The organism is Pseudomonas sp. IT-P176 (assembly GCF_949767245.1).
Taxonomy (GTDB): domain Bacteria; phylum Pseudomonadota; class Gammaproteobacteria; order Pseudomonadales; family Pseudomonadaceae; genus Aquipseudomonas.
Window position 1 is genome coordinate 17,427 of record NZ_CATKPN010000101.1, and the last position, 22,827, is coordinate 40,253.

A 22,827-nucleotide genomic window follows, 5' to 3' on the forward strand; every position below is an offset into this window, starting at 1 on the left:
TCGAAAACCCGACAGACCCCGCCGATGTGCGGGGTTTTTTGTGCCTGCGGTTTGGCGGGAGGAGGGGTGATATGCAGGTGTGTCATATTTTGTATCAATGTAACCAGGAGTGGTTGGGGTGTTTCACGTTTCTTTCACAAGCCAAAACGTAGGCTCAGCTCATCCGTTAAAAGCAAGTCTTGTCAGCCCGTTCCCCAGCGGGCTTTTTTTTGCCCGCGATAAAACTCTTCGGCTAATTGCTGTCCAACCCACGCGCACAGCAAGGTTGGCGGCGTCCTCGTCTGGACACCCCCCTTCAGTAGCAGCCCATTTCTACGATTCAATACTCTGTTTGAGGTTCATGTCATGCGTTTAACTCTGCCTGCTCTGGTTCTGGGGCTTCTGGTCGCTCAAGGTGCAATGGCTTCCGGTGATGGCACCGCGGCGTTGGGTGGCGGCCTGGGTGGCGCGTTGGGCAACGTGGTGGGTCAGAAGCTCGGTGGCAGCACCGGCGCGACCATTGGCGCGGGTGTAGCCGGCGCTGCCGGTGGTGCTGCGGGCGCCCACAAGGGTAATCGCACCAAGGCCGCCATTGGCGGTGGTGTCGGCGCGGCCGGTGGTTCGGTCATCGGGCGTTCGCTGGGCGGCAAGAATGGTGCAACCATCGGCGCCGGCCTGGGCGGTGCCGCCGGTGGCGCGGTAGGTAACAGCATGGGCAAGAAGGGTCACTGATCCTTCGCGGCGATGCACCGGAAGGAGCGGGCGCCGGCTTGCGGCTTGCTCGCGATGAACGCAACGCGTTTATTCAGGCAGCATGGGTAATCGTTGACGTCCATCGCGAGCAAGCTCGCTCCTACAGTCAATCTGGCTGTCCGCACATTTTGCGTACGACCGCCACAAAACCAAGATCAAACGAACGTAGCCCTAGGCAGTTCCCACAGCCAGGGTTCACAGCTCCAGTTGATCGGCGCGGATGCCGAATGCCGTGGCGATCTTTTCTCGGGTGGCGCGGCGTGGTTTGTTGACTGCCTCCTGTTGGGCAAACGCCGGCTGGGAAATGCCCAGGCGCCTGGCCACCTCTTCCTGGGTCAGGTTCAGGTGCTCGCGCCACGCGCGAATCGGGGTGGCCCCGTCGACAATGCGGCTGACCACCGAGTGTGGAATCAGCTCGGCAGTGCCAGTTTGGCTGATGTACTGCTGATAGGGGATGACCACAAAGGCCGGCTCGCCGTCCGGGCCCTTGATGATTTGAATCTCAGTAGGTGCGTTCATCGCGTTTTTTGACCTCTTGAATGCTGATCACCTGGATCGCGCCGTCCCACTCGAATAACACCCGGTAGTTGCCGACCCTGAGTCGATAGCCATAGGCATGAGGGCCCAGGGCTTTGACGTTGCTCACATCGGGCATGCGTTCGAGCAGCGTGACTGCGTCGCGTATTTTCCGTTGCTGGTCACTGTGTATCCGCAGCAGTTGCTTGACGGCTTTGCGGGTCCAGTAGATTTCGTTCATGAGAGTCTAATAAGTCTTCCATAAGTTAATCAACAGTTATCTTATAAAATAATAAGTTAACGTCTCACGCTTTCCCTGCGCTCGAGATTCACCCTGGGCCCTGCTGTCGATGTTGCGACTGGCAAATGGTTGCCCCATGTAAACCAGGCTCGTTATGCTGCTGAACCCTTTCTTCGACCGTTGCGCGGTCGATCAGGGCCATGGCCGTACCTGAGCCGTTCCTGGAATGTTGTGTTGATAACGGATCAGATGCGATGAGTGCACAGCTGGAGTTGGGCCCGATCAAGGCCGTGATTTTTGATATGGATGGTCTGTTGCTGGATACCGAGGGCATTTACACCGAGGTCACGCAGATCATCGCGCAACGCTACGGCCGTACGTTCGACTGGAGCATCAAGCAGAACATCATTGGCCGTGGCGCCGCCGACCTGGCGCGTTATTTGGTGCAGGCGCTAGAGTTGCCCATCAGTGCCGAGGAGTTCCTGCGGGTTCGCGAACCCTTGATGCAGGAACGTTTTCCTCTTGCGCTGGCGATGCCAGGGGCGCGGGAGTTGGTTGAGCACTTGCAGGCCAACAATATTCCGATTGCCGTGGGCACCAGTTCTTCGAGTCAGTCCTTCGCGCAGAAAACCACCTTGCACCGTGACTGGTTCGCGCTGTTCGACACCATCGTCACCGCCGACGACCCTGAAGTCGGTGCCGCCAAGCCGGCCCCGGATATCTTCCTCACCGCCGCGCGCCGCCTGGGCGTAGCGCCTGAGGATTGCCTGGTGTTCGAGGATTCGCCATTTGGCGTCACTGCGGCGAAAGCGGCGGGGATGACCGCGGTAGCGGTGCCGGACGCGGCCATGGCTGACGAAAAGTATGCCCATGCCGACAGCATCTTGCGTTCGTTGAAGGCTTTTTCGCTGCAGGCCTATGGCTTGCCGGCACTTGAAACCGCCTGATCACTGATCCAGGCACAACAAAACGCCGGGTAACCTGGGCAGGGTTACCCGGCGTTTTATTGTGCCGGTAAAGGTCTCAGGCGCCAAAACCACCGTCGATGGTCAAGCTGGCCCCGGTGATGTATCCCGCTTGCGGACCGGCCAGGTAGGCAACAAAACTGGCGATTTCGTCAGCGGTGCCATAACGGCCCACAGCCATCAGCGGGATCAGGCTTTCGGCGAACTCGCCGTGGGCCGGGTTCATGTCGGTGTCGACCGGGCCGGGTTGCACGTTGTTGATGGTGATGCCCCGTGGACCCAGGTCGCGGGCCAGGCCCTTGGTCAGGCCGACCAGTGCGGCCTTGCTCATGGCGTAGGGGCCACCACCGGCGAAGGGCATGCGGTCGGCGTTGGTGCTGCCGATGTTGATAATGCGACCGCCGGCGCCCATGTGCCGTGCGGCTTCCTGGCTGGCGATGAACACGCTGCGCACATTGATAGCCAGCGTCTGGTCGAAGTCTTCGAGTTTGAAATCCTCCAACGCAGCAATGGCCAGCACGCCCGCGTTGTTGACCAGGATGTCCAGCCGCCCAAAGGTTTGCACGGTGCTATTGACCGCCTGGCGGATGGCCACGGCATCGGCGCTGTCGGCCTGGATCGCCAGGGCTTTGCCACCTGTGGCAATGATGCTGTCCTGCAGCTCCTTTGCCTTGGCGGTGGAGCTGACGTAGGTAAAGGCAACGGCGGCGCCTTCAGCGGCCAGGCGCTGGACGATGGCCGCGCCGATACCGCGGGAGCCGCCCTGGATCAGCGCTACTTTGCCGCTGAGAGGTTGAGTGGTCATGTCGATCTCCAAAGTCCCGAGGCGAAGTGTCCCGGTTGATGGAGCCTAGTATTGATTTCCCATTACCCCCTGAGTAGACCCTGATTGCGATAGTCTGTGTAAACCAAAAGTTTATAGTGGCGATCATGGAAACCTTCAGCAGTATCGAATGCTTCGTCCGTAGCGCCGAGGTCGGCAGCTTTGCCGAGGCTGCACGACGCTTGAGCCTGACCCCGGCGGCGGTGGGCAAGAGTGTCGCCAAGCTGGAGGCGCGCCTGGGTGTGCGGCTGTTTCAGCGCAGTACCCGGCGCCTGACGCTGACCGAGGCCGGTCAGTTGTTTCTCGGTGAGGTCAGCGCCAGCCTGCATACCATCCAGAATGCGGTGGCGAACCTGGCCAGCGCCGAAGGGCGTCCGGCCGGGACCCTCAAGGTCAGTATGGGCACGGTGTTCGGCCGGTTGTACATCGTGCCGTTGCTGGGGGAGTTCCTGGGGCGCTATCCGGCGATCAACCCGGATTGGCATTTCGATAACCGCCAGGTCGACCTGATCGGCCAGGGCTTCGACGCGGCGATCGGCGGCGGCTTCGAGCTGCCCCAGGGGGTGGTCGCCCGTCGACTGACCCCGGCCCATCGGGTGCTGGTGGCGTCCCCGGAGTACCTGGCACGCCAACCGCCGGTGCTCGAACCGGATGATCTGCGCCACCACGACGGCATCCTGATTCGCTCGCCGCAGACCGGTCGCGTACGTTCCTGGCAATTGACCAGTCGCCAGCAGCAACACAGCCCGCTGAACCTCAAGGTGCGGATGACCCTCAGTGACTCGGAAGCGGCCTGTGCCACGGCGACCCAGGGTCTGGGCATTGCGCTGGTGAGCATGCCGTTTGCGCTGGGTTATCTACAGGCGGGAACGTTGCAGCGGGTGTTGCCGGACTGGTACGTCGATGACGGCAACATTTCCATCTACTACGCCGAGCACAAGCTGCTACCGGGCAAGACCCGGGTGTTTGTCGATTTCATCATCGAGCAGTTTGCGCAGCAGCAGTGGGCTGTGCGATTCAGTGCGGTCTGAATCGCGCGGCGTGATGGTCGCGAGCAAGCTGTGCTCCCACCAGGATCAGGCTTTCTTGATGATGTTGCCGGCGTGCAGGCCGCATTCTTTCTGGGTGGCCTCTTCCCACCACCAGCGACCTTCGCGCTCGTGCTGGTTCGGCAGCACCGGGCGGGTGCAGGGTTCGCAGCCGATGCTGATGAAGCCGCGCTCGTGCAGGCTGTTGTAGGGCAGCTCCAGCATGCGGATGTAGCCCCAGATCTCTTCGCTGCTCATTTGCGCCAGCGGGTTGAACTTGTACAGCGGGCGCTCGGCGGTGGAGAACGCGCTGTCGATTTCCAGCACGGCCACCTGGCTGCGGGTTCCCGGGCTCTGGTCGCGGCGTTGGCCGGTGGCCCAGGCGCGCACAGTGGAGAGTTTGCGGCGCAGCGGTTCAATCTTGCGGATGCCGCAGCATTCGCCGTGACCGTCCTTGTAGAAGCTGAACAGGCCTTTTTCCTTGACGAAAGGTTCCAGCTTGCTGTGGTCCGGCGACACCAGTTCGATCTGGATGTTGTAGTGCTCGCGGACCTGATCGATGAAACGATAGGTCTCCGGGTGCAGGCGCCCGGTGTCGAGGCTGAAGACCTTGACGTTTTTATTGAGCTTCCAGGCCATGTCCACCAGCACCACATCCTCGGCGCCGCTGAAGGAGATCCACAGGTCGTCCCCGAACTCGGCAAAGGCCAGTTTGAGAATGTCCTGGGCGGATTTGTTGGCATAGGTCGCGGCGAGTTCAGCGACGTCGAACGATGGGCTCATCAGGGCGGTTTCCTACAGGTCTGTGGCGCTAAGCGCTCTATATGCAGGCGATGTTAGCAAAAACCCGGGCCCGCTGGCGCGCTTGTCTGCGTTGCGCAGCGGGTGATGACTCGCTAGAGTTCGGCAGTCCTTTTGCTCGCTCAACTCAATAATCAGTACAAATGGGAGTGTGTTGTGGAAATTGCCTGTCTCGACCTGGAAGGTGTCCTGGTCCCGGAAATCTGGATCGCCTTTGCCGAAAAAACCGGGATTGAATCCCTCAGGGCAACCACCCGGGATATTCCCGACTACGACGTGCTGATGCAGCAGCGCCTGCGCATCCTCGACGAGCACGGCCTGAAGCTGGCCGATATCCAGGAAGTGATCGGCACCCTCAAGCCGCTGGAGGGCGCCATCGAGTTCGTCAATTGGCTGCGTGAGCGCTTCCAGGTGGTGATCCTGTCCGACACTTTCTACGAATTTTCCCAACCGCTGATGCGTCAACTGGGCTTCCCGACCTTGCTCTGCCATCGCCTGGTCACCGACGAGACCGGTCGGGTCACCGGTTATCAGTTGCGCCAGAAAGACCCCAAGCGCCAGTCGGTCCTGGCCTTCAAGAGCCTGTACTACCGGGTGATCGCCGCGGGTGATTCGTACAACGACACCACCATGCTGGGCGAGGCTGATGCCGGGATTCTGTTCCATGCACCGGACAATGTGATCCGTGAGTTCCCGCAGTTTCCGGCGGTGCACACGTTTGCCGAGTTGAAGCAGGAATTTCTCAAGGCTTCGAACCGGGAGTTGAGCCTGTAACCGTCCTTGAGGACGCTATCGCGAGCAGGCTCGCTCCCACAATGGAATGTGCTCCCTGTGGGAACGAGCCTGCTCGCGATGTTTTTATAGGTTCTGCAGGGTTTCGAGCAGCACCTTCACCTTGGTGATCGACTCCTGATACTCGGCCTGCCACTGCGAGTCGGCGACGATTCCGCCGCCGCCCCAGCAGCAGACTTGGGCATCTTTGACCAGTAGGCTGCGGATGGCGATCGAGCTGTCCATTTGCCCGCGCACGTCCAGGTACAACAACGAGCCGCAGTACAAGCCGCGACGGGTGGGTTCCAGTTCGTCGATGATCTGCATCGCGCGGATTTTCGGCGCACCGGTGATCGAGCCGCCAGGAAAGCTACCGGCGATCAGGTCCAGGGCGTCCTTGTCGGCTGCCAGCTCGCCGGTGACGCTGCTCACCAGGTGGTGCACGTTGGGGTAGCTTTCCAGGCTGAACAATTCCGGTACGCGCACCGAACCGATGCGGCAGGTGCGGCCCAGGTCGTTGCGCAACAGGTCGACGATCATCAGGTTTTCCGCGCGATCCTTGGGGCTGGCCAGCAGTTCAGCGGCATTGGCCGCGTCTTCGACGGCATCGCGTCCGCGTGGGCGGGTGCCTTTGATCGGGCGGGTCTCCACCTGGCGCTGGCTGACTTTGACGAAACGCTCGGGTGACAGACTGAGTACTGCACCGCCGTCGGGCAGGCTCTGAAAACCTGAGAACGGCGTCGGGCACGCTGCCCGCAGTGCGCAATAAGCGGTCCAGGCGTCGCCCTGGCACTGCGCGCGGAACCGTTGGGCAAAGTTGACCTGATAGCAGTCACCGGCCTGGATGTAGTGCTGGATGCGCTCGAATGCCTGCCGATAATCCTCAGGACTGAGGTCGGGCCGCATCGGTCCCTCGAGGCTGAAAGTCGCGCTGCTCGCTGCGGCCGGCTGGCTGAACACGTCGCGCAGGCGCTGGCGCTCGGCCGCGCTGACGTGGGGGTGAAACACCAGTTGGCTGGTGCCCAGCAGGTGGTCGCTGATCAGCGCCCAGGCATACAGGCCGAAGCGCGCATCGGGCAGTTGCAGGTCGTCTTGCGCCTGGTGGGGCAGGGCCTCCAGGTGCCGGCCGAAATCGTAGCTGAGGTAGCCGATCAGGCCGCCGGCGAATGGCAGTTCGAAAGGCGCCGGGATGGTCGCTTCACCCAATTGGCCGAGAGTGCTGCGCAAGCGTTGCAGGAAGCCTGCGCCGCTTTCATCCGGCGCGACCGCCAGCGTCGCCAGCGGCCAGGCGCTGAGCAGGTCATACCGCCCGCGCTCGGCGGTCGGCCGGCCACTGTCGAGCAGCACGCTGCCGGGAGCATGACGGATCGCCGCGAAATACTCGGCGGGGTTGGCGTGATAGGGCAGCGGGTATACGGAACAGGTCGACATGAGCGGGGTAGATCAGCCATTGAGGCGGGGTGGCGATTGTAGTCCTCTGTAGGAAATGCTCCTAGAGGGGATTGGCCATCAACAGCAGGCTGGCTCCCCCACGGACCCAGTGTGGGAGCCAGCCTGCTGGCGATAGGTGCAGCGGTTTCGGCGATCAGCCCTCGACCGCAGGAATATGCCCGAACCGGTCCTGGACAAACCGCACGCGCTCTTCCACGGTTTCGCTGATGCCCTGGGCCTTGAGCTCTTCCAGGCGCGCTTCCACCGCGTGGGTGCGCAACGTCAGCCCGCAGTCGTTGGCAATCTGGATGTTCAGCCCTGGACGCGCGTTGAGTTCGAGGATCAGCGGGCCTTTTTCCTGGTCCAGCACCATGTCGACGCCAATGTAGCCCAGGCCGCACAGTTCATAACAACCGGCGGCAAGCTTCATGAAACCGTCCCAGTAGGGCAGTTGCACGCCGTCCACCGCGTTGGTGGTGTCCGGGTGTTTGGTGATGATGTTGTTCAGCCAGGTACCGCGCAACGTCAGGCCGGTAGCCAGGTCGACACCAACGCCGATGGCGCCCTGGTGCAGGTTGGCCTTGCCGCCGGACTGGCGGGTCGGCAAGCGCAGCATGGCCATCACCGGGTAGCCCATCAGCACGATGATGCGGATGTCCGGCACGCCCTCATAGCTGATGCTCTTGAAGATCTGGTCGGGTATCACCCGGTACTCGATCAGTGCACGGTCGCGGTGGCCGCCCAGGGAGTACAGGCCGGTGAGGATGCTGGAAATCTGGTGCTCGATTTCCTCATGGCTGATGATCTTCCCGGAGACGGTCCGATAGCGCCCTTCGAAACGGTCGGCGATCACCAGGATGCCGTCACCGCCGGCACCTTGTGCCGGCTTGATGACGAAGTCGCTGTGGCCGTCGATGATCTCGCCGAGCTTGTCGATTTCCTTCTCGGTGGAGATCACCCCGTACATCTGCGGCACGTGGATACCGGCCTTGATTGCCCGTTCCTTGGTGATGATCTTGTCATCGACGATCGGGTACAGGCTGCGCTTGTTGTACTTGAGCACGTAGTCGGCGTTACGCCGGTTGATGCCCATGATGCCCCGCGCCTCCAGGGCCTTCCAGGTCTTCCAGAAACCGAACATTACGAGTCAGCCTTGAGGAAGGCTTTAAAACGCACCAGCTCGGTCAGGCGGTAACCGCGATAACGCCCCATGGCCAGCATGAAGCCCACCAGGATCAGCAGGATCGCCGGGAAGGTGAAGACGAAGTACACCAGCTCAGGCACGCTCATGATCAGGTGCGCCAGGGAGGCGGCGAACAGAGTGCCGATCGCCACTTTCATGGCATGGCCACCGCCACGTTCTTCCCAGGTAATCGACAGGCGTTCGATGGTCATGGTCAGGATCACCATCGGGAACAGCGCCACCGACAGGCCGCGTTCCAGGCCCAGCTTGTGGCTGAACAGGCTGATGGCGGCAATCAGCACCACCACGAACGTCAACACCACCGACAAGCGCGGCAGCATCTGCAGTTTCAGGTGCTCAAGGTAGGAGCGTAGTGACAGGCCCAGGGCGGTAATCACGGTAAACAGCACGATCCCGAAGCCCAACTGAGTCTCGCGGAAGGCCAGGGCGATCAGCACCGGGGTGAAGGTGCCCAGGGTCTGCAGGCCGATCAGGTTGCGCAGGATCAGGATCACCAGCACGCCGATCGGGATCATGACCATGATCATGAAGGTCTGCTGGGTTTGCAGGGGCAAGCCGTACAACGAGTACTCGAGGAAGTTGGCGTCGGTGTTCTCGTCGGTCAGCTTGGCCAGGCGAATGGCGTTCATTTCGCTGTTGTTCAGGCTGAAGGTCACGGTGGCTTTCTTGCCGCCATCGACAGTGATCAGGTTGTCATCGCCGGTCCACCACAGCAGGCGGTCGCTTGGCAGGCCCTGCTCGCCAGTCTCGGGGTTGAAGTACAGCCAGTCGGTACCGTTGAAGCTGCGCAGCCAGAGTTCCGGGGTCTGGGGCTGGTCGGCCACCAGGCGAATGGTGTGGACCTTTTCCACCGGCACGTGGGCGATGGACAGCAGCAGCTCGACGATCTTGGCCTTGTGCGCCGGCGCCGGGTCGCCCGCCAGGAGCATCTTGGCGTTGTCGTCGTTGCTGTTGTTGACCCGCTTGATCGCTTCGCTGATGAAGGTCTCGACGTCGGCCGAGTGCTGGCGGATCGGCGCGAGCAGGGCTTCGGCGGCGATCTTCTCCGGACCTTCGATGGCGATGCTGTCGCGGAAGGTCGGGCCCTTGATCTTGGGTTTATCGGCGGTGTAGCGCTTGGTCAGCACCAGGCGGTAGTACAGGGTCTGGTTGCCCTTGGCGCGGCGTGCCGACCAGGTGACCTTGCGGTTGCCGTCGACGCGGTTGACCGCCACCCCATAGTTGTTGGAGATGAAGCTTTCATTGAGGCTGACATAGTCGCGGCTCAAGGGCGGCACGAACATCTGGATCTTTACCGGGTCCTTGGCGCTGGCGACAAACTCGACCTTGGCGTCGATGTTCCACAGGTCGTCGGTGGCGTCTTCGGTCACCGGGATGCCCAGCACGAAAATCTGATAGGCCGTAACTGAAATGCCCAGCACCACCAGGATGGCGATCAGCAGTTTCAGATGAAGGGTAAGAGCGCGCATGGGTATTACTCTGCGGTGTGAACGTCGGTGGCGCAGGCGGGTTTGCCAGCAGCGTATTTAAGGCTAGGGTCGACCAGTGCATCAAAGCGTTTCAGGGCTTCGGAGCCGATCAAGAGCGGGTATTGGAATGCACTTCGGTCGGTCAAGTTCACTTCTATGCTGCGCAAAGCCGATCCCATGCAGATATCCAGCTCGATTACCGGACGTGCGGTGTACTTCTTGCCCTCTTCGGGATCGTAGTCGCCGGCGCGCCGCTTGATCTTGCTGACCCGGGCCAGCGGGCGTTCGATCGGGTGCGAGTGGGCGGCGTCGATAGCCAGGTAGAAGCGCACCCAGGACTCGCCGTTGCGTTTGAAACGCTTGATATCGCGGGCACTGAGGGAGGCGGTCTTGGCCCCGGTGTCGAGTTTGGCCGCGACTTCCAGGTCGATGCCTGACAGCTGGGCGTATTCGTTGAGGCCGTACACGGTCTTTTCACCCGCGTAGCCAAGGCTCGGCAGGCAGGACAGGCAGAGCAATAAAGGGAGGTGCTTGAGTCTCATAAATCCTGGCGCGTTGCTGTCCATTCTTCAGTTCAAGGTGACTGGCATTGCTGCACAAGCGCCTCGTGTGCCTGCCATAAAAAGATGACAGGCAAATGCGGGCGGCATTCTAGCACGGTGGTTTTCTGGTGCCAGCGCCGAGGTGATCCTTCGATTTCGATTTATCCAAAGGGTTTATTAGACGATTGTCGACAATCACTCTATTTCCTTTGACTGGTAGGCTGGTATTGGCTAGTTTATGGCGCATTGACTCACAAGGTGTCGACAATATGCTGGATCAACTCGATCCCCCGGTGCTGGCCTCGGACGATTCGGAAACCCTTTCCGAGAACGTCTTTCGCCGCATCCAGGCGGCCATCGTCAAAGGTGACATCGCCCCGGGCAGCAAAATCTCCGAGCCAGAGCTGGCGCGCACCTACGGCATTAGCCGCGGGCCGCTGCGCGAGGCCATCCACCGTCTCGAAGGCCAGCGCCTGCTGGTGCGCGTACCGCACGTCGGGGCCCGAGTGGTATCGCTGAGCCACGCCGAACTGATTGAACTCTATGAAATCCGCGAGTCGCTGGAAGGCATGGCCTGTCGCCTGGCCGCCGAGCGCATGAGCAGCGAAGACATCGACGAGCTGCGCCGGGTCCTGGAGACCCACGAGCGCGACGAGGCGTTCCAGGCAGGCGTGGGCTACTACCAGCAGGAAGGTGACTTCGATTTCCACTACCGGATCATCCAGGGCAGCGGCAACCGCACGCTGACCCAAATGCTTTGCGGCGAGTTGTATCAACTGGTGCGCATGTACCGCATCCAGTTTTCCGCCACTCCCAATCGGCCACGCCAGGCGTTTGCCGAACACCACCGAATTCTCGATGCCATCGCCGACCGTGACGGTGAATTGGCCGAGTTGTTGATGCGTCGCCACATCGGCGCTTCAAAACGCAACATCGCCCGTCACTATCAGGACGGCGCCCACCAGACAGTCACTCCACGAGGTGAGTCATGAGTTCCAACAAGAGCACACCAGGCCAGCGTTTCCGTGATGCGGTTGCCAGCGAGCAGCCGTTGCAAGTGGTCGGCGCGATCAACGCCAACCACGCGCTGCTGGCCAAGCGCGCCGGTTTCAAGGCTATTTATCTGTCCGGTGGCGGGGTGGCTGCCGGCTCCCTCGGCGTGCCGGACCTGGGCATTACCGGGCTGGATGACGTGTTGACCGACGTCCGCCGGATCACCGACGTCTGCGACCTGCCGTTGCTGGTGGACGTCGACACCGGTTTTGGTTCCTCGGCCTTCAACGTGGCCCGCACCGTCAAGTCGATGATCAAGTTCGGCGCGGCGGCGATCCACATCGAGGACCAGGTCGGCGCCAAGCGTTGCGGCCACCGTCCTAATAAAGAAATCGTGACCCAGCAGGAAATGGTCGACCGCATCAAGGCGGCCGTGGATGCGCGCACCGATGACAGCTTCGTGATCATGGCCCGCACCGACGCCCTGGCAGTCGAAGGCCTGGAGTCGGCCCTGGATCGTGCCGCCGCCTGCATCGAAGCCGGTGCCGACATGGTGTTCCCGGAAGCCATCACCGAGCTGGAAATGTACAAGTTGTTCGCCAGCCGCGTGAAAGCGCCGATCCTGGCCAACATCACCGAATTCGGCGCCACGCCGCTGTACACCACCGAGCAACTGAGGGCGGCCGACGTGTCGCTGGTGCTGTACCCGCTGTCGGCGTTCCGCGCCATGAACAAGGCCGCCGAGAACGTCTACACCGCGATCCGTCGCGATGGCACGCAGCAGAACGTCATCGACACCATGCAGACGCGCATGGAGCTTTACGATCGCATCGACTACCACACCTTCGAGCAGAAGCTCGATGCGCTGTTCGCGGCAAAGAAATAAGGCAAACCCTGTAGCAGCTGCCGAGCCCGCGAGGCTGTGTTCGAGTCCGAAGGACTCGCCAGCTGCTACACATATACGTTGTTAATCAGAAAGAACTTGCCGATTCCCTAAAAAATTCAAGATTGGAGACAGCAATGGCCGAAGCAAAAGTATTGAGTGGCGCCGGGCTCCGTGGTCAGGTTGCCGGGCAAACCGCACTGTCCACCGTTGGCCAGGAAGGTGCAGGCCTGACTTACCGTGGCTACGACGTGCGCGAACTGGCGGCGGATGCGCAGTTCGAGGAAGTGGCCTACCTGCTGCTGTACGGCGAGCTGCCGAGCCAGGCGCAACTGGACGCCTATGTGGCCAAGCTGAGCAAGCTGCGCGACCTGCCGCAAGCCTTGAAAGAAGTCCTCGAACGCATTCCGGCCGACGCCCATCCGATGGATGTGATGCGTACCGGCTGCTCGTTCCTCGGTAACCTGGAGGCCGAGCACAACTTCAGCGAGCAGCACGACAAGACCGACCGCCTGCTGGCCGCCTTCCCGGCGATCATGTGCTACTGGTATCGCTTCAGCCACGACGGCAAGCGCATTAATTGCGTCAGCGACGAGCCGTCCATCGGTGGTCACTTCCTGCACCTGCTGCACGATGAGAAGCCGAGCGAGTTGCACGTCAAGGTAATGAACGTGTCGCTGATCCTCTACGCCGAGCACGAGTTCAATGCGTCGACCTTCACCGCGCGGGTTTGCGCTTCGACCCTGTCGGACCTGTTCTCCTGCATCACTGCGGCCATCGGTTCGCTGCGTGGCCCGCTGCACGGTGGCGCCAACGAGGCGGCGATGGAAATGATCCAGCGTTTCTCGTCGCCTGAAGAAGCGATCAAGGGCACCCTGGGCATGCTCGAGCGCAAGGACAAGATCATGGGCTTCGGCCACGCGATCTATAAAGACAACGATCCGCGCAATGAAGTGATCAAGGGCTGGTCGAAAAAACTCGCCGACGAAGTCGGTGACACTGTGCTGTTCCCGGTCTCCGAAGCCATCGACAAGACCATGTGGGAGCAGAAGAAACTGTTCCCCAACGCCGACTTCTACCATGCCTCGGCGTACCACTTCATGGGCATCCCGACCAAGCTGTTCACCCCGATCTTCGTCTGCTCGCGCCTGACCGGCTGGGCGGCACACGTGTTCGAACAGCGCGCCAACAACCGCATCATCCGCCCGAGCGCCGAGTACACCGGCGTCGAACAGCGCAAGTTCGTGCCAATCGAACAACGCTGATCTGGAGGGCGCTGACGCAGGGATCTGAACATTATGCAGATCCCTGTGGGAGCGGGCTTGCCCGCGATGACAGGGTCACATTCGACATAAATGTCAGATGACCCACCGCAATCGCGGGCAAGCCCGCTCCCACAGTGGATTGCATTGATCTCAGCCCTGCTGCCAGCAGCCCCCTTTGAAACTACCGTGACCGAGTCCTGACGATGAACACTGAATTTCGCAAATCGCTTCCCGGCAGCCATCTGGATTACTTCGACGTTCGCGCGGCGGTCGATGCGATCCAGGCGGGCGCCTATGCCACCCTGCCGTACACCTCTCGCGTGCTGGCGGAAAACCTGGTGCGGCGCTGTGATCCGGCGACCCTGACCGACTCGCTCAAGCAATTGATCGAACGCAAGCGCGACCTCGACTTCCCATGGTTCCCGGCGCGCGTGGTGTGCCACGACATTCTCGGCCAGACTGCCCTGGTGGACCTGGCTGGCCTGCGTGACGCGATTGCCCTGCAAGGTGGCGATCCGGCGCAGGTCAACCCGGTGGTACCGACCCAGTTGATCGTCGACCACTCCCTGGCCGTCGAGCGCGGTGGTTTTGATCCCGAGGCGTTCGAGAAGAACCGCGCCATCGAGGACCGCCGCAACGAGGACCGTTTCCACTTCATCAACTGGACCAAAAAAGCCTTCAAGAACGTCGACGTGATCCCGCCGGGCAACGGCATCATGCACCAGATCAACCTGGAGAAAATGTCTCCGGTGATCCAGGTGCGTGACGGCGTGGCGTTCCCCGATACCTGCGTCGGCACTGACAGCCACACCCCGCACGTCGATGCCCTGGGCGTGATCGCCATCGGTGTCGGTGGCCTGGAAGCCGAAAGCGTGATGCTCGGCCGTGCCTCCTGGATGCGCCTGCCGGAAAGCGTCGGCGTCGAACTGACTGGCAAGCTGCAACCAGGCATCACCGCCACCGACATGGTGCTGGCGTTGACCGAATACCTGCGCCAGCAAAAAGTCGTCGGTGCCTGGCTGGAATTCTTCGGTGAGGGTGCATCGCGCCTGACCCTGGGCGACCGTGCAACCATTTCCAACATGGCCCCGGAATACGGCGCCACCGCGGCGATGTTCTACATCGACCAGCAGACCATCGATTACCTGAAACTCACCGGCCGCGAAGACGAGCAGGTGCGTTTGGTCGAGCAGTACGCCAAGCAGACCGGCCTGTGGGCCGACAGCCTGGCGGGCGCGCAGTACGAGCGCAGCCTGAGCTTCGATCTGTCTTCGGTGGTGCGCAACATGGCCGGCCCGAGCAACCCGCACGCCCGTGTCGCGACCTCGGACCTGGCGGCCAAGGGTATCTCCGGGCAATGGGATGACGTGCCAGGGCAAATGCCTGACGGCGCGGTGATCATCGCGGCCATCACCAGTTGCACCAACACCAGCAACCCACGCAACGTGATTGCCGCCGGCCTGCTGGCGCGCAACGCCAACAAGCTGGGCCTGACTCGCAAGCCGTGGGTCAAGTCGTCCCTGGCGCCGGGTTCGAAGACCGTGGCCCTGTACCTGGACGAGGCCGGCCTGACCGATGAGCTGGAACAACTGGGTTTTGGCGTCGTGGCGTTTGCCTGCACCACGTGCAACGGCATGTCGGGTGCACTGGACCCGGTGATCCAGCAAGAGATCATCGACCGCGACCTGTACGCCACCGCCGTGTTGTCGGGTAACCGCAACTTCGACGGACGGATTCACCCGTACGCCAAGCAAGCATTCCTTGCGTCGCCGCCACTGGTGGTCGCTTACGCCATTGCCGGGACCATCCGTTTCGACATCGAAAAAGACGTGTTGGGCGTGGTCGATGGCCAGGAAATCCGTCTGAAAGACATCTGGCCAAGCGACGAAGAAATCGACGCGGTGGTCAAGGCCTCGGTCAAGCCGGAGCAGTTCCGTCAGGTGTACATCCCGATGTTCGCCATCCACGAAGACACCGGCCCGAAAGTCACGCCGCTCTACGACTGGCGCGAGCAGAGCACCTACATCCGCCGTCCGCCGTACTGGGAAGGCGCGTTGGCCGGGGCACGTCCACTCAAGGGCATGCGCCCGCTGGCCGTGCTGCCGGACAACATCACCACCGATCACTTGTCGCCGTCCAACGCGATCATGCTCGACAGCGCCGCCGGCGAATACCTGGCGAAAATGGGCCTGCCGGAGGAAGACTTCAACTCCTACGCAACCCACCGCGGTGACCACCTGACCGCGCAACGCGCGACCTTCGCCAACCCGAAACTGTTCAACGAAATGGTCCAGGAAAACGGCAAGGTCAAGCAGGGTTCGCTGGCGCGGGTCGAGCCGGAAGGGCAGGTCATGCGCATGTGGGAAGCGATCGAAACCTACATGGAACGCAAGCAGCCGCTGATCATCATCGCCGGTGCTGACTACGGCCAGGGCTCGTCCCGCGACTGGGCGGCCAAGGGCGTGCGCCTGGCGGGTGTGGAGGCCATTGCGGCCGAAGGCTTCGAGCGTATCCACCGCACCAACCTGGTCGGCATGGGCGTGTTGCCGCTGGAGTTCAAGCCGGGCACCGACCGCAAGACCCTGGGTATCGACGGTACCGAAACCTACGACGTGGTGGGCGCTCGCACCCCGCGTGCAACCCTGACCCTGGTCATCACTCGCAAGAACGGTGAGCAGGTCGAGGTGCCGGTGACCTGCCGCCTGGATACCGCTGAAGAGGTGTCGATCTACGAGGCGGGCGGCGTGCTGCAGCGCTTTGCCCAGGACTTCCTCGAATCGGCTGTCGCCGTTTAACAGAACGTGCCGCGCGGGGCGTCAGTCCCGCGCCGGCCCATTAAGGACCATCATGGCTCACGCACCTCAGATCAAGATTCCCGCCACCTACATGCGTGGTGGCACCAGCAAAGGCGTGTTCTTCAGCCTCCAGGATTTGCCCGAGTCGGCGCAGGTTCCTGGCCCGGCGCGCGACGCGCTGTTGCTGCGGGTGATTGGCAGCCCGGACCCTTACGAAAAGCAGATCGACGGCATGGGCGCCGCGACCTCGAGCACCAGCAAGACGGTGATCCTGTCCAAGAGCCTCAAGGCCGATCACGATGTGGATTACCTGTTTGGCCAGGTCTCCATCGACAAGCCGTTTGTCGACTGGAGCGGTAATTGCGGCAACCTGTCGGCAGCGGTCGGTTCGTTCGCCGTCAGCAGTGGCCTGGTCGATCCTGCCCGGGTGCCGGACAACGGCGTGGCCGTGGTGCGCATCTGGCAGGCCAACATCGGCAAGACCATCATCGCCCATGTGCCGATTACCCAGGGCGCGGTGCAGGAAACCGGTGATTTCGAACTCGACGGCGTGACCTTCCCGGCCGCTGAAGTACAGTTGGAATTCATCAGCCCGGCGGCCGAGGAAGAGGGCGCTGGCGGTTCGATGTTCCCCACCGGCAACCTGGTGGATGAACTGCACGTGCCGGGTGTTGGCACCTTGCAGGTGACCATGATCAATGCGGGCATCCCGACGATCTTTGTCAATGCCGAGGATATCGGTTACACCGGCCGCGAATTGCAGGGCGAGATCAACGGCGATCCCAAGGCATTGGCCATGTTCGAGACGATCCGTGCTCACGGCGCCTTGCGCATGGGCTTGATTGCCAACCTCGACGAAGCGGCCAAGCGCCAACACACCCCCAAGGTAGCGTTCGTCGCGCGGCCCAGCGATTACCTGTCCTCCAGCGGCAAACCCGTGGCGGCGGGCGATGTCGACCTGCTGGTGCGGGCGCTGTCCATGGGCAAGCTGCACCACGCAATGATGGGCACCGCAGCAGTGGCCATCGGCACCGCGGCGGCCATCACCGGCACCCTGGTCAATCTGGCGGCCGGCGGCGTCGAGCGCAACGCGGTACGTTTTGGCCACCCATCCGGCACCTTGCGGGTCGGCGCTGAAGCCAACCTGGTGGACGGCGAATGGAGCGTGACCAAAGCCATCATGAGCCGCAGCGCGCGAGTGCTGATGGAAGGCTGGGTGCGGGTCCCTGGGGATTCGTTCTAACCTTGAAACATAGCCCCTTGTGGGAGCGAGCGCCCGCTTGCGGCTTGCTCGCGATGGACGTTAACGATGACGCGTATCGTCTGATTAAACGCGTTGTTCTTGAGTTCATCGCGAGCAAGCTCGCTCCTACAGGGGGGAATATCATAAGAATAGGTTGTCCGTGTTAGCCCTGAACCGAGGTCCCATTTACGAACCACTGCCCGAGTGAATCGAACATGAGCGCCAACGTTGACTTAAACGACCGTCCTGACTATGACCAGGTCCTGCAGGACATCGCCGACTACGTCCTGAACTACCGGATCGAGTCCCGGGAGGCCCTGGACACCGCCCGCAACTGCCTGCTCGATACCCTCGGCTGCGGCCTGCTGGCCCTGCGTTTTCCCGAATGCACCAAACACCTTGGGCCGATGGTCGAAGGCACGATCGTGCCCTTTGGCGCCCGGGTGCCAGGCACGAGTTTTCGCCTGGACCCGGTCAAGGCGGCCTGGGACATCGGCTGCATCGTCCGCTGGCTCGACTACAACGACACCTGGCTGGCTGCGGAATGGGGTCATCCCTCGGATAACCTCGGGGCGATCCTGGCGCTGGCCGATCACCTGTCGCAAAAGCGCCTGGCCAATGGCGACTCGCCGCTGACCATGCGCGCGGTGCTCGACGCGATGATCATGGCCCACGAGATTCAAGGGGTGATTGCCCTGGAGAACTCCTTCAACCGGGTCGGCCTGGACCACGTGCTGCTGGTCAAGGTCGCCTCGACCGCCGTCAGCGCCAAACTCCTCGGCGCCAGCCGCGAGCAATTGCTGGCGGCGCTATCCCACTCCTTTGTCGATGGCCAGGCCTTGCGCACCTACCGGCATGCGCCGAACGCCGGCTCACGCAAATCCTGGGCCGCCGGTGATGCGTCCAGTCGCGGGGTGCGCCTGGCAGACATTGCCCTGCGCGGGGAAATGGGCATTCCGGGCGCGCTGACTGCCACGCAATGGGGGTTCTACGACGTTCTGTTCAGCCACACCAACAAGGACCTGGCGCTCAAGCCAGCGGATCAGCGCGCCTTCAGTTTTTCCCAGCCTTACGCCAGCTACGTGATGGAAAACGTGCTGTTCAAGATCAGCTTCCCGGCCGAGTTCCATGCGCAGACCGCCTGCGAGGCGGCGGTGACCCTGCATCCGCAGGTGCGTAATCGCCTGCACGAGATCGACCGGATTGTCATCACCACCCACGAATCGGCGATCCGCATCATCTCCAAGGTCGGGCAACTGGCCAACGCCGCCGACCGCGACCACTGCATCCAGTACATGACCGCCGTACCGCTGGCGTTCGGTAACCTGGTGGCCGAGCAGTACGAAGATCAGTTCCACGCTGCGCACCCGATCATCGATGTCCTGCGCGAGAAGATGGTCATAGTCGAGGATCCACGTTTTACCCGCGAGTACCTGGAGGCCGACAAACGTTCGATCGCCAATGCCCTGCAGGTATTTTTCAAGGATGGTTCGAGTACCGAACAAGTGCTGGTGGAGTACCCGATCGGCCATCGCCGCCGGCGCGCCGAGGGCATTCCGTTACTCGAGGACAAGTTCAAGGCCAACCTCGCCACCCGCTTCACTGCCCAGCGCTCGGCGCAGATCTTTGCCCTGTGCAAGGATCAGGCAGCCCTTGAAGCGACTCCGGTGAACCGCTTCATGGATCTCTTCGTGATCTGACCGCTAACCCTGTCCCGCTGAATGCCGTGGCTGGCTGTTACCTGGCCAGCCACTTCTCCACGGGCAATTTGGTGATCGCAAACCCCATCAGCAGCACCGCCGAGTAGCCGATCAATTCCCGCGAAATCACCTGTCCCTCGTACCAGGCGCCAATCATCACCGCGAACACCGGGAAAATGATGAACACGAAAGACAGGATGATCGGGCTCAAGCGCTTGAGCAGGATGAAATACACGATGAACCCGCCCACCGACGCCACCAGTCCCAGATAGAGCAGGGCACCCCACGAACGCGCGCTGATGGCCGCGAATGCCGGGGTCTCGACCGCCAGTCCCGTAACAAACAGCAGCAGCCCGGCGATACCGATTGGCAAGGTGTTGTAGGTGATGACGCTGATGGCGCTCCCGTGTTTCTTGGTCACTACATAACACAGCGCATGCAGGATGGCCGCCGTGAGAATCGCCAGTACGCCGAACAGTTCGGCGTGGTCCAGGTGCAAGCCCTGGCTGCGGATGATCATGAACAGGCTGGCAAAGCCGATGGCGATGCCGAGCACCTGGGAGGCGTAGATTTTTTCCCGCAGGAACAGCGCCGAGAACACCAGGATAAACACCGGCATGCAGCTGAACAGGAGTGCCGTGAGCCCTGACGAAACGTGCATCTCGCCATAATTGAGCAAGTAATACGGCAGGCTGAAATACGTCAGCGTAACGAACAGGAAGAACCAGCGACTGCCCTTGGGGAACAGCAAGGGTTCGCGGCGCCACGCGGCAAAACTCAGGAACAGCGGGAAGGCGATCAGAAAACGCAGGCCGGCAGCGGTCAGCGGCGGCACGCTTTCGACGGCGATCTTGATCCCCAGCCAGGTCGTGCCCCAGCTCAGGCAGACAATCAGAAACAGCACGCTGGTGATCAATCCAGCCAGCCAGCGGCGGGGGTGTCTTTGCGGGGTATCGACGGCGATGGCGGTGGGCATGCTCGGGCACCTTGGTGTGATGGGAATTGACCGGGTCATGGAAAAGGTCTATCCCTGATTGAACCTGTTTTCAGCACGCTATTCGGGGTGGTAATGGCTGTCAAAGTAAGTATTGCCATGGTGTCAATCCTGCGGGATGCCCTCAGCCATGGAACCGGCATGAAGTACCAGCGCCTCAGCGACGGGGTAGAGCAGGGCATGGCTGACGGCGTGCTCGCGCCTGGCTGTAAATTGCCGCCCCATCGCCTGCTGGCGGACAGCCTCGGGGTAACGGTGGGCACGGTCAGTCGCGCCTATGCCGAGCTTGAGCGCCTGGGCAAGGTGGTCGCCCGGGTCGGTGACGGTACTTATGTCCGTGAGCAGGGCATGGAGCGCCCGCGTGACGGTGGGTTCCGCAATGTCAGCGAGCAACCACCGCCGTGCCTGGACATGAGCCGCAATCAGCCGATTCCCGGACGCCAGGCGTTGTGCCTGAGCCAGGGGCTGCAGGCCCTGGCGAGTGATCCCCAGGCCATGCAGCGCATCAGCGGCTACACCGCGGACGCCGGCCTGCCGGAGTATCGGGCGGCGGGCGCGCGGTGGCTCGGGCACGGCGAATTTGTCGCCAGGGCCGAGCAGGTGATTTGCGTCAACGGCGGCCAGCACGGTTTGCTGTGTGCCTTGATGGCGCTGCTCAAGGCCGGCGATACGCTGGTCACCGAGCAGTTGACCTACCCAGGCTTGATCAGCGTGGCGCGCAATCTGGGGATCAAGCTGATTGGCCTGGCCATGGACGCCGAGGGGTTGTTGCCAGCGGCTCTGGACGAGGTCTGTCGCCAACACCGGGTGACGGCGCTGTACTGCACGCCGACCCTGCAAAATCCGACGGCCGCGGTAATGTCCACCGCGCGTCGTGAGGCCCTGGTGGAGGTCTGCCGGGGGCACAATCTGTTGATCATCGAGGATCAGGCGCACGCCGTGCTGGTCCAGGAGCGGCCGTTACCCCTGAGCCATTTTGCTCCGGAGCGTACGGTGCTGATCGCCAGCCTGAGCAAGGCGGTGTCGGCGGGCTTGCGGGTCGGCTACCTGTATGCGCCCCAGGCCTTGCTCAGCCGTTTGTCGGCAGCGGTGCGCGCTTCGTGCTGGATGGCCACGCCCCTGGCCCTGGAGTTGGCCACGCAGTGGATCGAAAGCGGTGTCGCCCGGCAGTTGCTGGAACAGCAAATTATCGAAATCAGCCGGCGCAAAGCGCTGGTCGAGGGCGTGTTGCAGGGCTTGCAGTACCGCACGCACGCACAGAGCCCGCATTTCTGGATCGACGTGCCCGAGCCGTGGCGCGCGTCCCAGGTCGAATCTGAGCTCAAGCGCAGCGGCTACTTGATTGCCACCGCCGAAGCGTTTGCGGTGGGGCATGGGGCCGTGCCGCAGGCGATCCGCGTCAGCGTGTGCAATTCGGTGGGGGATGATCGGTTGTTGCGCGAGGGGGTCGAGGCGGTGGTGTCGGCATTGCGGGAGGTCGGGTAGTCGGTCCGCGCGGGCAAGCCAGGCTCCTGCGAAGAGCCCGGCGCGCCTGCGCTGGCGACTCGGCTGGCTACTTGAAGCGGCGCTCGACGCCTTTTTCCACGAGGATCTTGGCGGAAATCTCTTCCACGGAAAAATGCGTGGAGTTGATGTTCGGGATGTTCTCGCGGCGGAACAGGTTTTCCACTTCACGCACCTCGAACTCGCACTGGGCGTAGCTCGAGTACCGGCTGTTGGGCTTGCGCTCGTTGCGGATGGCGGTGAGGCGGTCCGGGTCGATGGTCAGGCCGAACAGCTTGTGCTGGTGGGCGCGCAGGGCGGCCGGCAGTTGCAGGCGCTCCATGTCGTCCTCGGTCAGTGGGTAGTTGGCTGCGCGGATGCCGAACTGCATGGCCATGTACAGGCAGGTCGGGGTCTTGCCGCACCGCGACACGCCCACCAGGATCAGGTCGGCCTTGTCGTAATAGTGGGTGCGCGCGCCGTCGTCGTTGTCCAGGGCGAAGTTCACCGCCTCGATACGCTCCATGTAATTGGAGTTGTGGCCAATGGAATGCGACTTGCCGACCGAATAGGACGAGTGCTCGCTCAGCTCCAGCTCCAGCGGGGCGAGGAAGGTCGAAAAAATGTCGATCATGAAACCATTGGACGTGGCGAGAATCTCACGAATGTCCTGGTTGACGATCGTGTCGAAGATGATTGGACGAAAGCCGTCCTTTTCGGCGGCCGTGTTGATTTGTTGTACCATGGCACGCGCTTTATCGACGCTGTCGATGTACGGCCGGGTGAATTTGCCGAAGGTAATGTTTTCGAACTGCGCCAACAGGCTTTGACCCAGGGTTTCGGCCGTAATGCCCGTGCCATCGGAGATAAAGAAAGCAGATCGTTTCATTTGCGCCTTGGGCCTTAAGCTGGTGACGATTCTTGGATATGATAGGCGCGATTTGGCGGC

General features: G+C 61.9%; 21 protein-coding genes. 11 read left to right on the plus strand and 10 right to left on the minus strand.

Annotation, left to right across the window (positions count from 1 at the left end; genetic code table 11):
• Window positions 1–345 precede the first annotated feature (345 nt).
• Entirely contained in the window at window positions 346–711 is a 366-nt protein-coding gene (locus tag ACM6IP_RS24115) for a glycine zipper domain-containing protein (RefSeq protein ID WP_095165526.1), read from the plus strand.
• A 216-nt stretch (window positions 712–927) separates the two neighbouring features.
• Here the strand turns inward: ACM6IP_RS24115 and ACM6IP_RS24120 are convergent, their stop codons facing one another.
• Window positions 928–1,251 (minus strand): helix-turn-helix domain-containing protein, encoded by a 324-nt coding sequence (locus ACM6IP_RS24120; protein WP_095165524.1) that lies wholly within the window; start codon window positions 1,249–1,251, stop codon window positions 928–930.
• Entirely contained in the window at window positions 1,235–1,489 is a 255-nt protein-coding gene (locus ACM6IP_RS24125) for a type II toxin-antitoxin system RelE family toxin (protein ID WP_095165523.1), read from the minus strand. The genes ACM6IP_RS24120 and ACM6IP_RS24125 overlap by 17 nt, the downstream gene beginning before the upstream one ends.
• 254 nt (window positions 1,490–1,743) lie before the next feature.
• Here ACM6IP_RS24125 and ACM6IP_RS24130 point away from each other — a divergent pair, with 254 nt between their 5' ends.
• The gene (locus ACM6IP_RS24130; RefSeq protein ID WP_159997141.1) at window positions 1,744–2,436 is read left to right on the plus strand and encodes an HAD-IA family hydrolase; all 693 of its coding nucleotides are present in this window, start codon (window positions 1,744–1,746) and stop codon (window positions 2,434–2,436) included.
• Between the two features lie 76 nt (window positions 2,437–2,512).
• Here ACM6IP_RS24130 and ACM6IP_RS24135 read toward each other — a convergent pair whose 3' ends face one another.
• The gene (locus ACM6IP_RS24135) at window positions 2,513–3,259 is read right to left on the minus strand and encodes a 3-oxoacyl-ACP reductase family protein (protein WP_414862421.1); all 747 of its coding nucleotides are present in this window, start codon (window positions 3,257–3,259) and stop codon (window positions 2,513–2,515) included.
• Between the two features lie 125 nt (window positions 3,260–3,384).
• Between ACM6IP_RS24135 and ACM6IP_RS24140 the strand changes: the two genes are divergently transcribed.
• On the plus strand, window positions 3,385–4,308 hold the full coding sequence (locus tag ACM6IP_RS24140) for a LysR family transcriptional regulator (protein WP_320332705.1): 924 nt from the start codon (window positions 3,385–3,387) through the stop codon (window positions 4,306–4,308).
• A gap of 45 nt (window positions 4,309–4,353) precedes the next feature.
• Here the strand turns inward: ACM6IP_RS24140 and ACM6IP_RS24145 are convergent, their stop codons facing one another.
• The gene (locus ACM6IP_RS24145; RefSeq protein ID WP_414862422.1) at window positions 4,354–5,088 is read right to left on the minus strand and encodes a phosphoadenylyl-sulfate reductase; all 735 of its coding nucleotides are present in this window, start codon (window positions 5,086–5,088) and stop codon (window positions 4,354–4,356) included.
• A 174-nt stretch (window positions 5,089–5,262) separates the two neighbouring features.
• Between ACM6IP_RS24145 and thrH the strand changes: the two genes are divergently transcribed.
• Window positions 5,263–5,880 carry a bifunctional phosphoserine phosphatase/homoserine phosphotransferase ThrH gene (thrH, locus tag ACM6IP_RS24150; RefSeq protein ID WP_095165513.1) on the plus strand — a complete coding sequence of 206 codons (618 nt, stop codon included), beginning with the start codon at window positions 5,263–5,265 and terminating at the stop codon, window positions 5,878–5,880.
• Window positions 5,881–5,964: 84 nt separating this feature from the next.
• Here the strand turns inward: thrH and pabB are convergent, their stop codons facing one another.
• The 4 genes from pabB to ACM6IP_RS24170 form a co-directional block, all read right to left on the minus strand.
• Window positions 5,965–7,308, minus strand: a complete 1,344-nt coding sequence (gene pabB / locus ACM6IP_RS24155; RefSeq protein WP_414862423.1) for an aminodeoxychorismate synthase component I — start codon at window positions 7,306–7,308, stop codon at window positions 5,965–5,967.
• 154 nt (window positions 7,309–7,462) lie between these two features.
• Complete coding sequence (locus tag ACM6IP_RS24160) at window positions 7,463–8,449, minus strand: alpha-L-glutamate ligase-like protein (RefSeq protein WP_159997133.1); 987 nt, start codon at window positions 8,447–8,449, stop codon at window positions 7,463–7,465.
• The gene (locus tag ACM6IP_RS24165; RefSeq protein ID WP_095165507.1) at window positions 8,449–9,981 is read right to left on the minus strand and encodes an inactive transglutaminase family protein; all 1,533 of its coding nucleotides are present in this window, start codon (window positions 9,979–9,981) and stop codon (window positions 8,449–8,451) included. The genes ACM6IP_RS24160 and ACM6IP_RS24165 overlap by 1 nt, the downstream gene beginning before the upstream one ends.
• Window positions 9,982–9,986: 5 nt before the next feature.
• On the minus strand, window positions 9,987–10,523 hold the full coding sequence (locus ACM6IP_RS24170; RefSeq protein WP_095165650.1) for an ATP-dependent zinc protease: 537 nt from the start codon (window positions 10,521–10,523) through the stop codon (window positions 9,987–9,989).
• Between the two features lie 269 nt (window positions 10,524–10,792).
• Between ACM6IP_RS24170 and ACM6IP_RS24175 the strand changes: the two genes are divergently transcribed.
• The 6 genes from ACM6IP_RS24175 (at window position 10,793) to prpD (ending at window position 19,402) form a co-directional block, all read left to right on the plus strand.
• Window positions 10,793–11,515 (plus strand): GntR family transcriptional regulator, encoded by a 723-nt coding sequence (locus ACM6IP_RS24175; protein WP_095165505.1) that lies wholly within the window; start codon window positions 10,793–10,795, stop codon window positions 11,513–11,515.
• Window positions 11,512–12,402, plus strand: a complete 891-nt coding sequence (prpB, locus tag ACM6IP_RS24180; RefSeq protein ID WP_095165503.1) for a methylisocitrate lyase — start codon at window positions 11,512–11,514, stop codon at window positions 12,400–12,402. Before ACM6IP_RS24175 ends, prpB begins: the two co-directional genes overlap by 4 nt.
• Before the next feature lie 134 nt (window positions 12,403–12,536).
• The gene (gene prpC / locus ACM6IP_RS24185; protein WP_414862424.1) at window positions 12,537–13,664 is read left to right on the plus strand and encodes a 2-methylcitrate synthase; all 1,128 of its coding nucleotides are present in this window, start codon (window positions 12,537–12,539) and stop codon (window positions 13,662–13,664) included.
• Between the two features lie 203 nt (window positions 13,665–13,867).
• On the plus strand, window positions 13,868–16,459 hold the full coding sequence (gene acnD, locus ACM6IP_RS24190; RefSeq protein ID WP_401127428.1) for a Fe/S-dependent 2-methylisocitrate dehydratase AcnD: 2,592 nt from the start codon (window positions 13,868–13,870) through the stop codon (window positions 16,457–16,459).
• A 52-nt stretch (window positions 16,460–16,511) separates the two neighbouring features.
• Window positions 16,512–17,702, plus strand: a complete 1,191-nt coding sequence (gene prpF / locus ACM6IP_RS24195; RefSeq protein ID WP_414862425.1) for a 2-methylaconitate cis-trans isomerase PrpF — start codon at window positions 16,512–16,514, stop codon at window positions 17,700–17,702.
• Between the two features lie 215 nt (window positions 17,703–17,917).
• Window positions 17,918–19,402 carry a 2-methylcitrate dehydratase gene (gene prpD / locus ACM6IP_RS24200; protein ID WP_414862426.1) on the plus strand — a complete coding sequence of 495 codons (1,485 nt, stop codon included), beginning with the start codon at window positions 17,918–17,920 and terminating at the stop codon, window positions 19,400–19,402.
• 37 nt (window positions 19,403–19,439) lie between these two features.
• Here the strand turns inward: prpD and ACM6IP_RS24205 are convergent, their stop codons facing one another.
• A complete protein-coding gene (locus ACM6IP_RS24205) occupies window positions 19,440–20,327 on the minus strand; it encodes a DMT family transporter (RefSeq protein ID WP_162530231.1) in 888 nt (295 codons plus the stop codon).
• 144 nt (window positions 20,328–20,471) lie between these two features.
• Between ACM6IP_RS24205 and ACM6IP_RS24210 the strand changes: the two genes are divergently transcribed.
• Window positions 20,472–21,881 carry a PLP-dependent aminotransferase family protein gene (locus ACM6IP_RS24210; protein ID WP_095165492.1) on the plus strand — a complete coding sequence of 470 codons (1,410 nt, stop codon included), beginning with the start codon at window positions 20,472–20,474 and terminating at the stop codon, window positions 21,879–21,881.
• A gap of 67 nt (window positions 21,882–21,948) precedes the next feature.
• Here the strand turns inward: ACM6IP_RS24210 and ACM6IP_RS24215 are convergent, their stop codons facing one another.
• The gene (locus ACM6IP_RS24215; RefSeq protein ID WP_095165490.1) at window positions 21,949–22,767 is read right to left on the minus strand and encodes a pyruvate, water dikinase regulatory protein; all 819 of its coding nucleotides are present in this window, start codon (window positions 22,765–22,767) and stop codon (window positions 21,949–21,951) included.
• Window positions 22,768–22,827 lie beyond the last annotated feature (60 nt).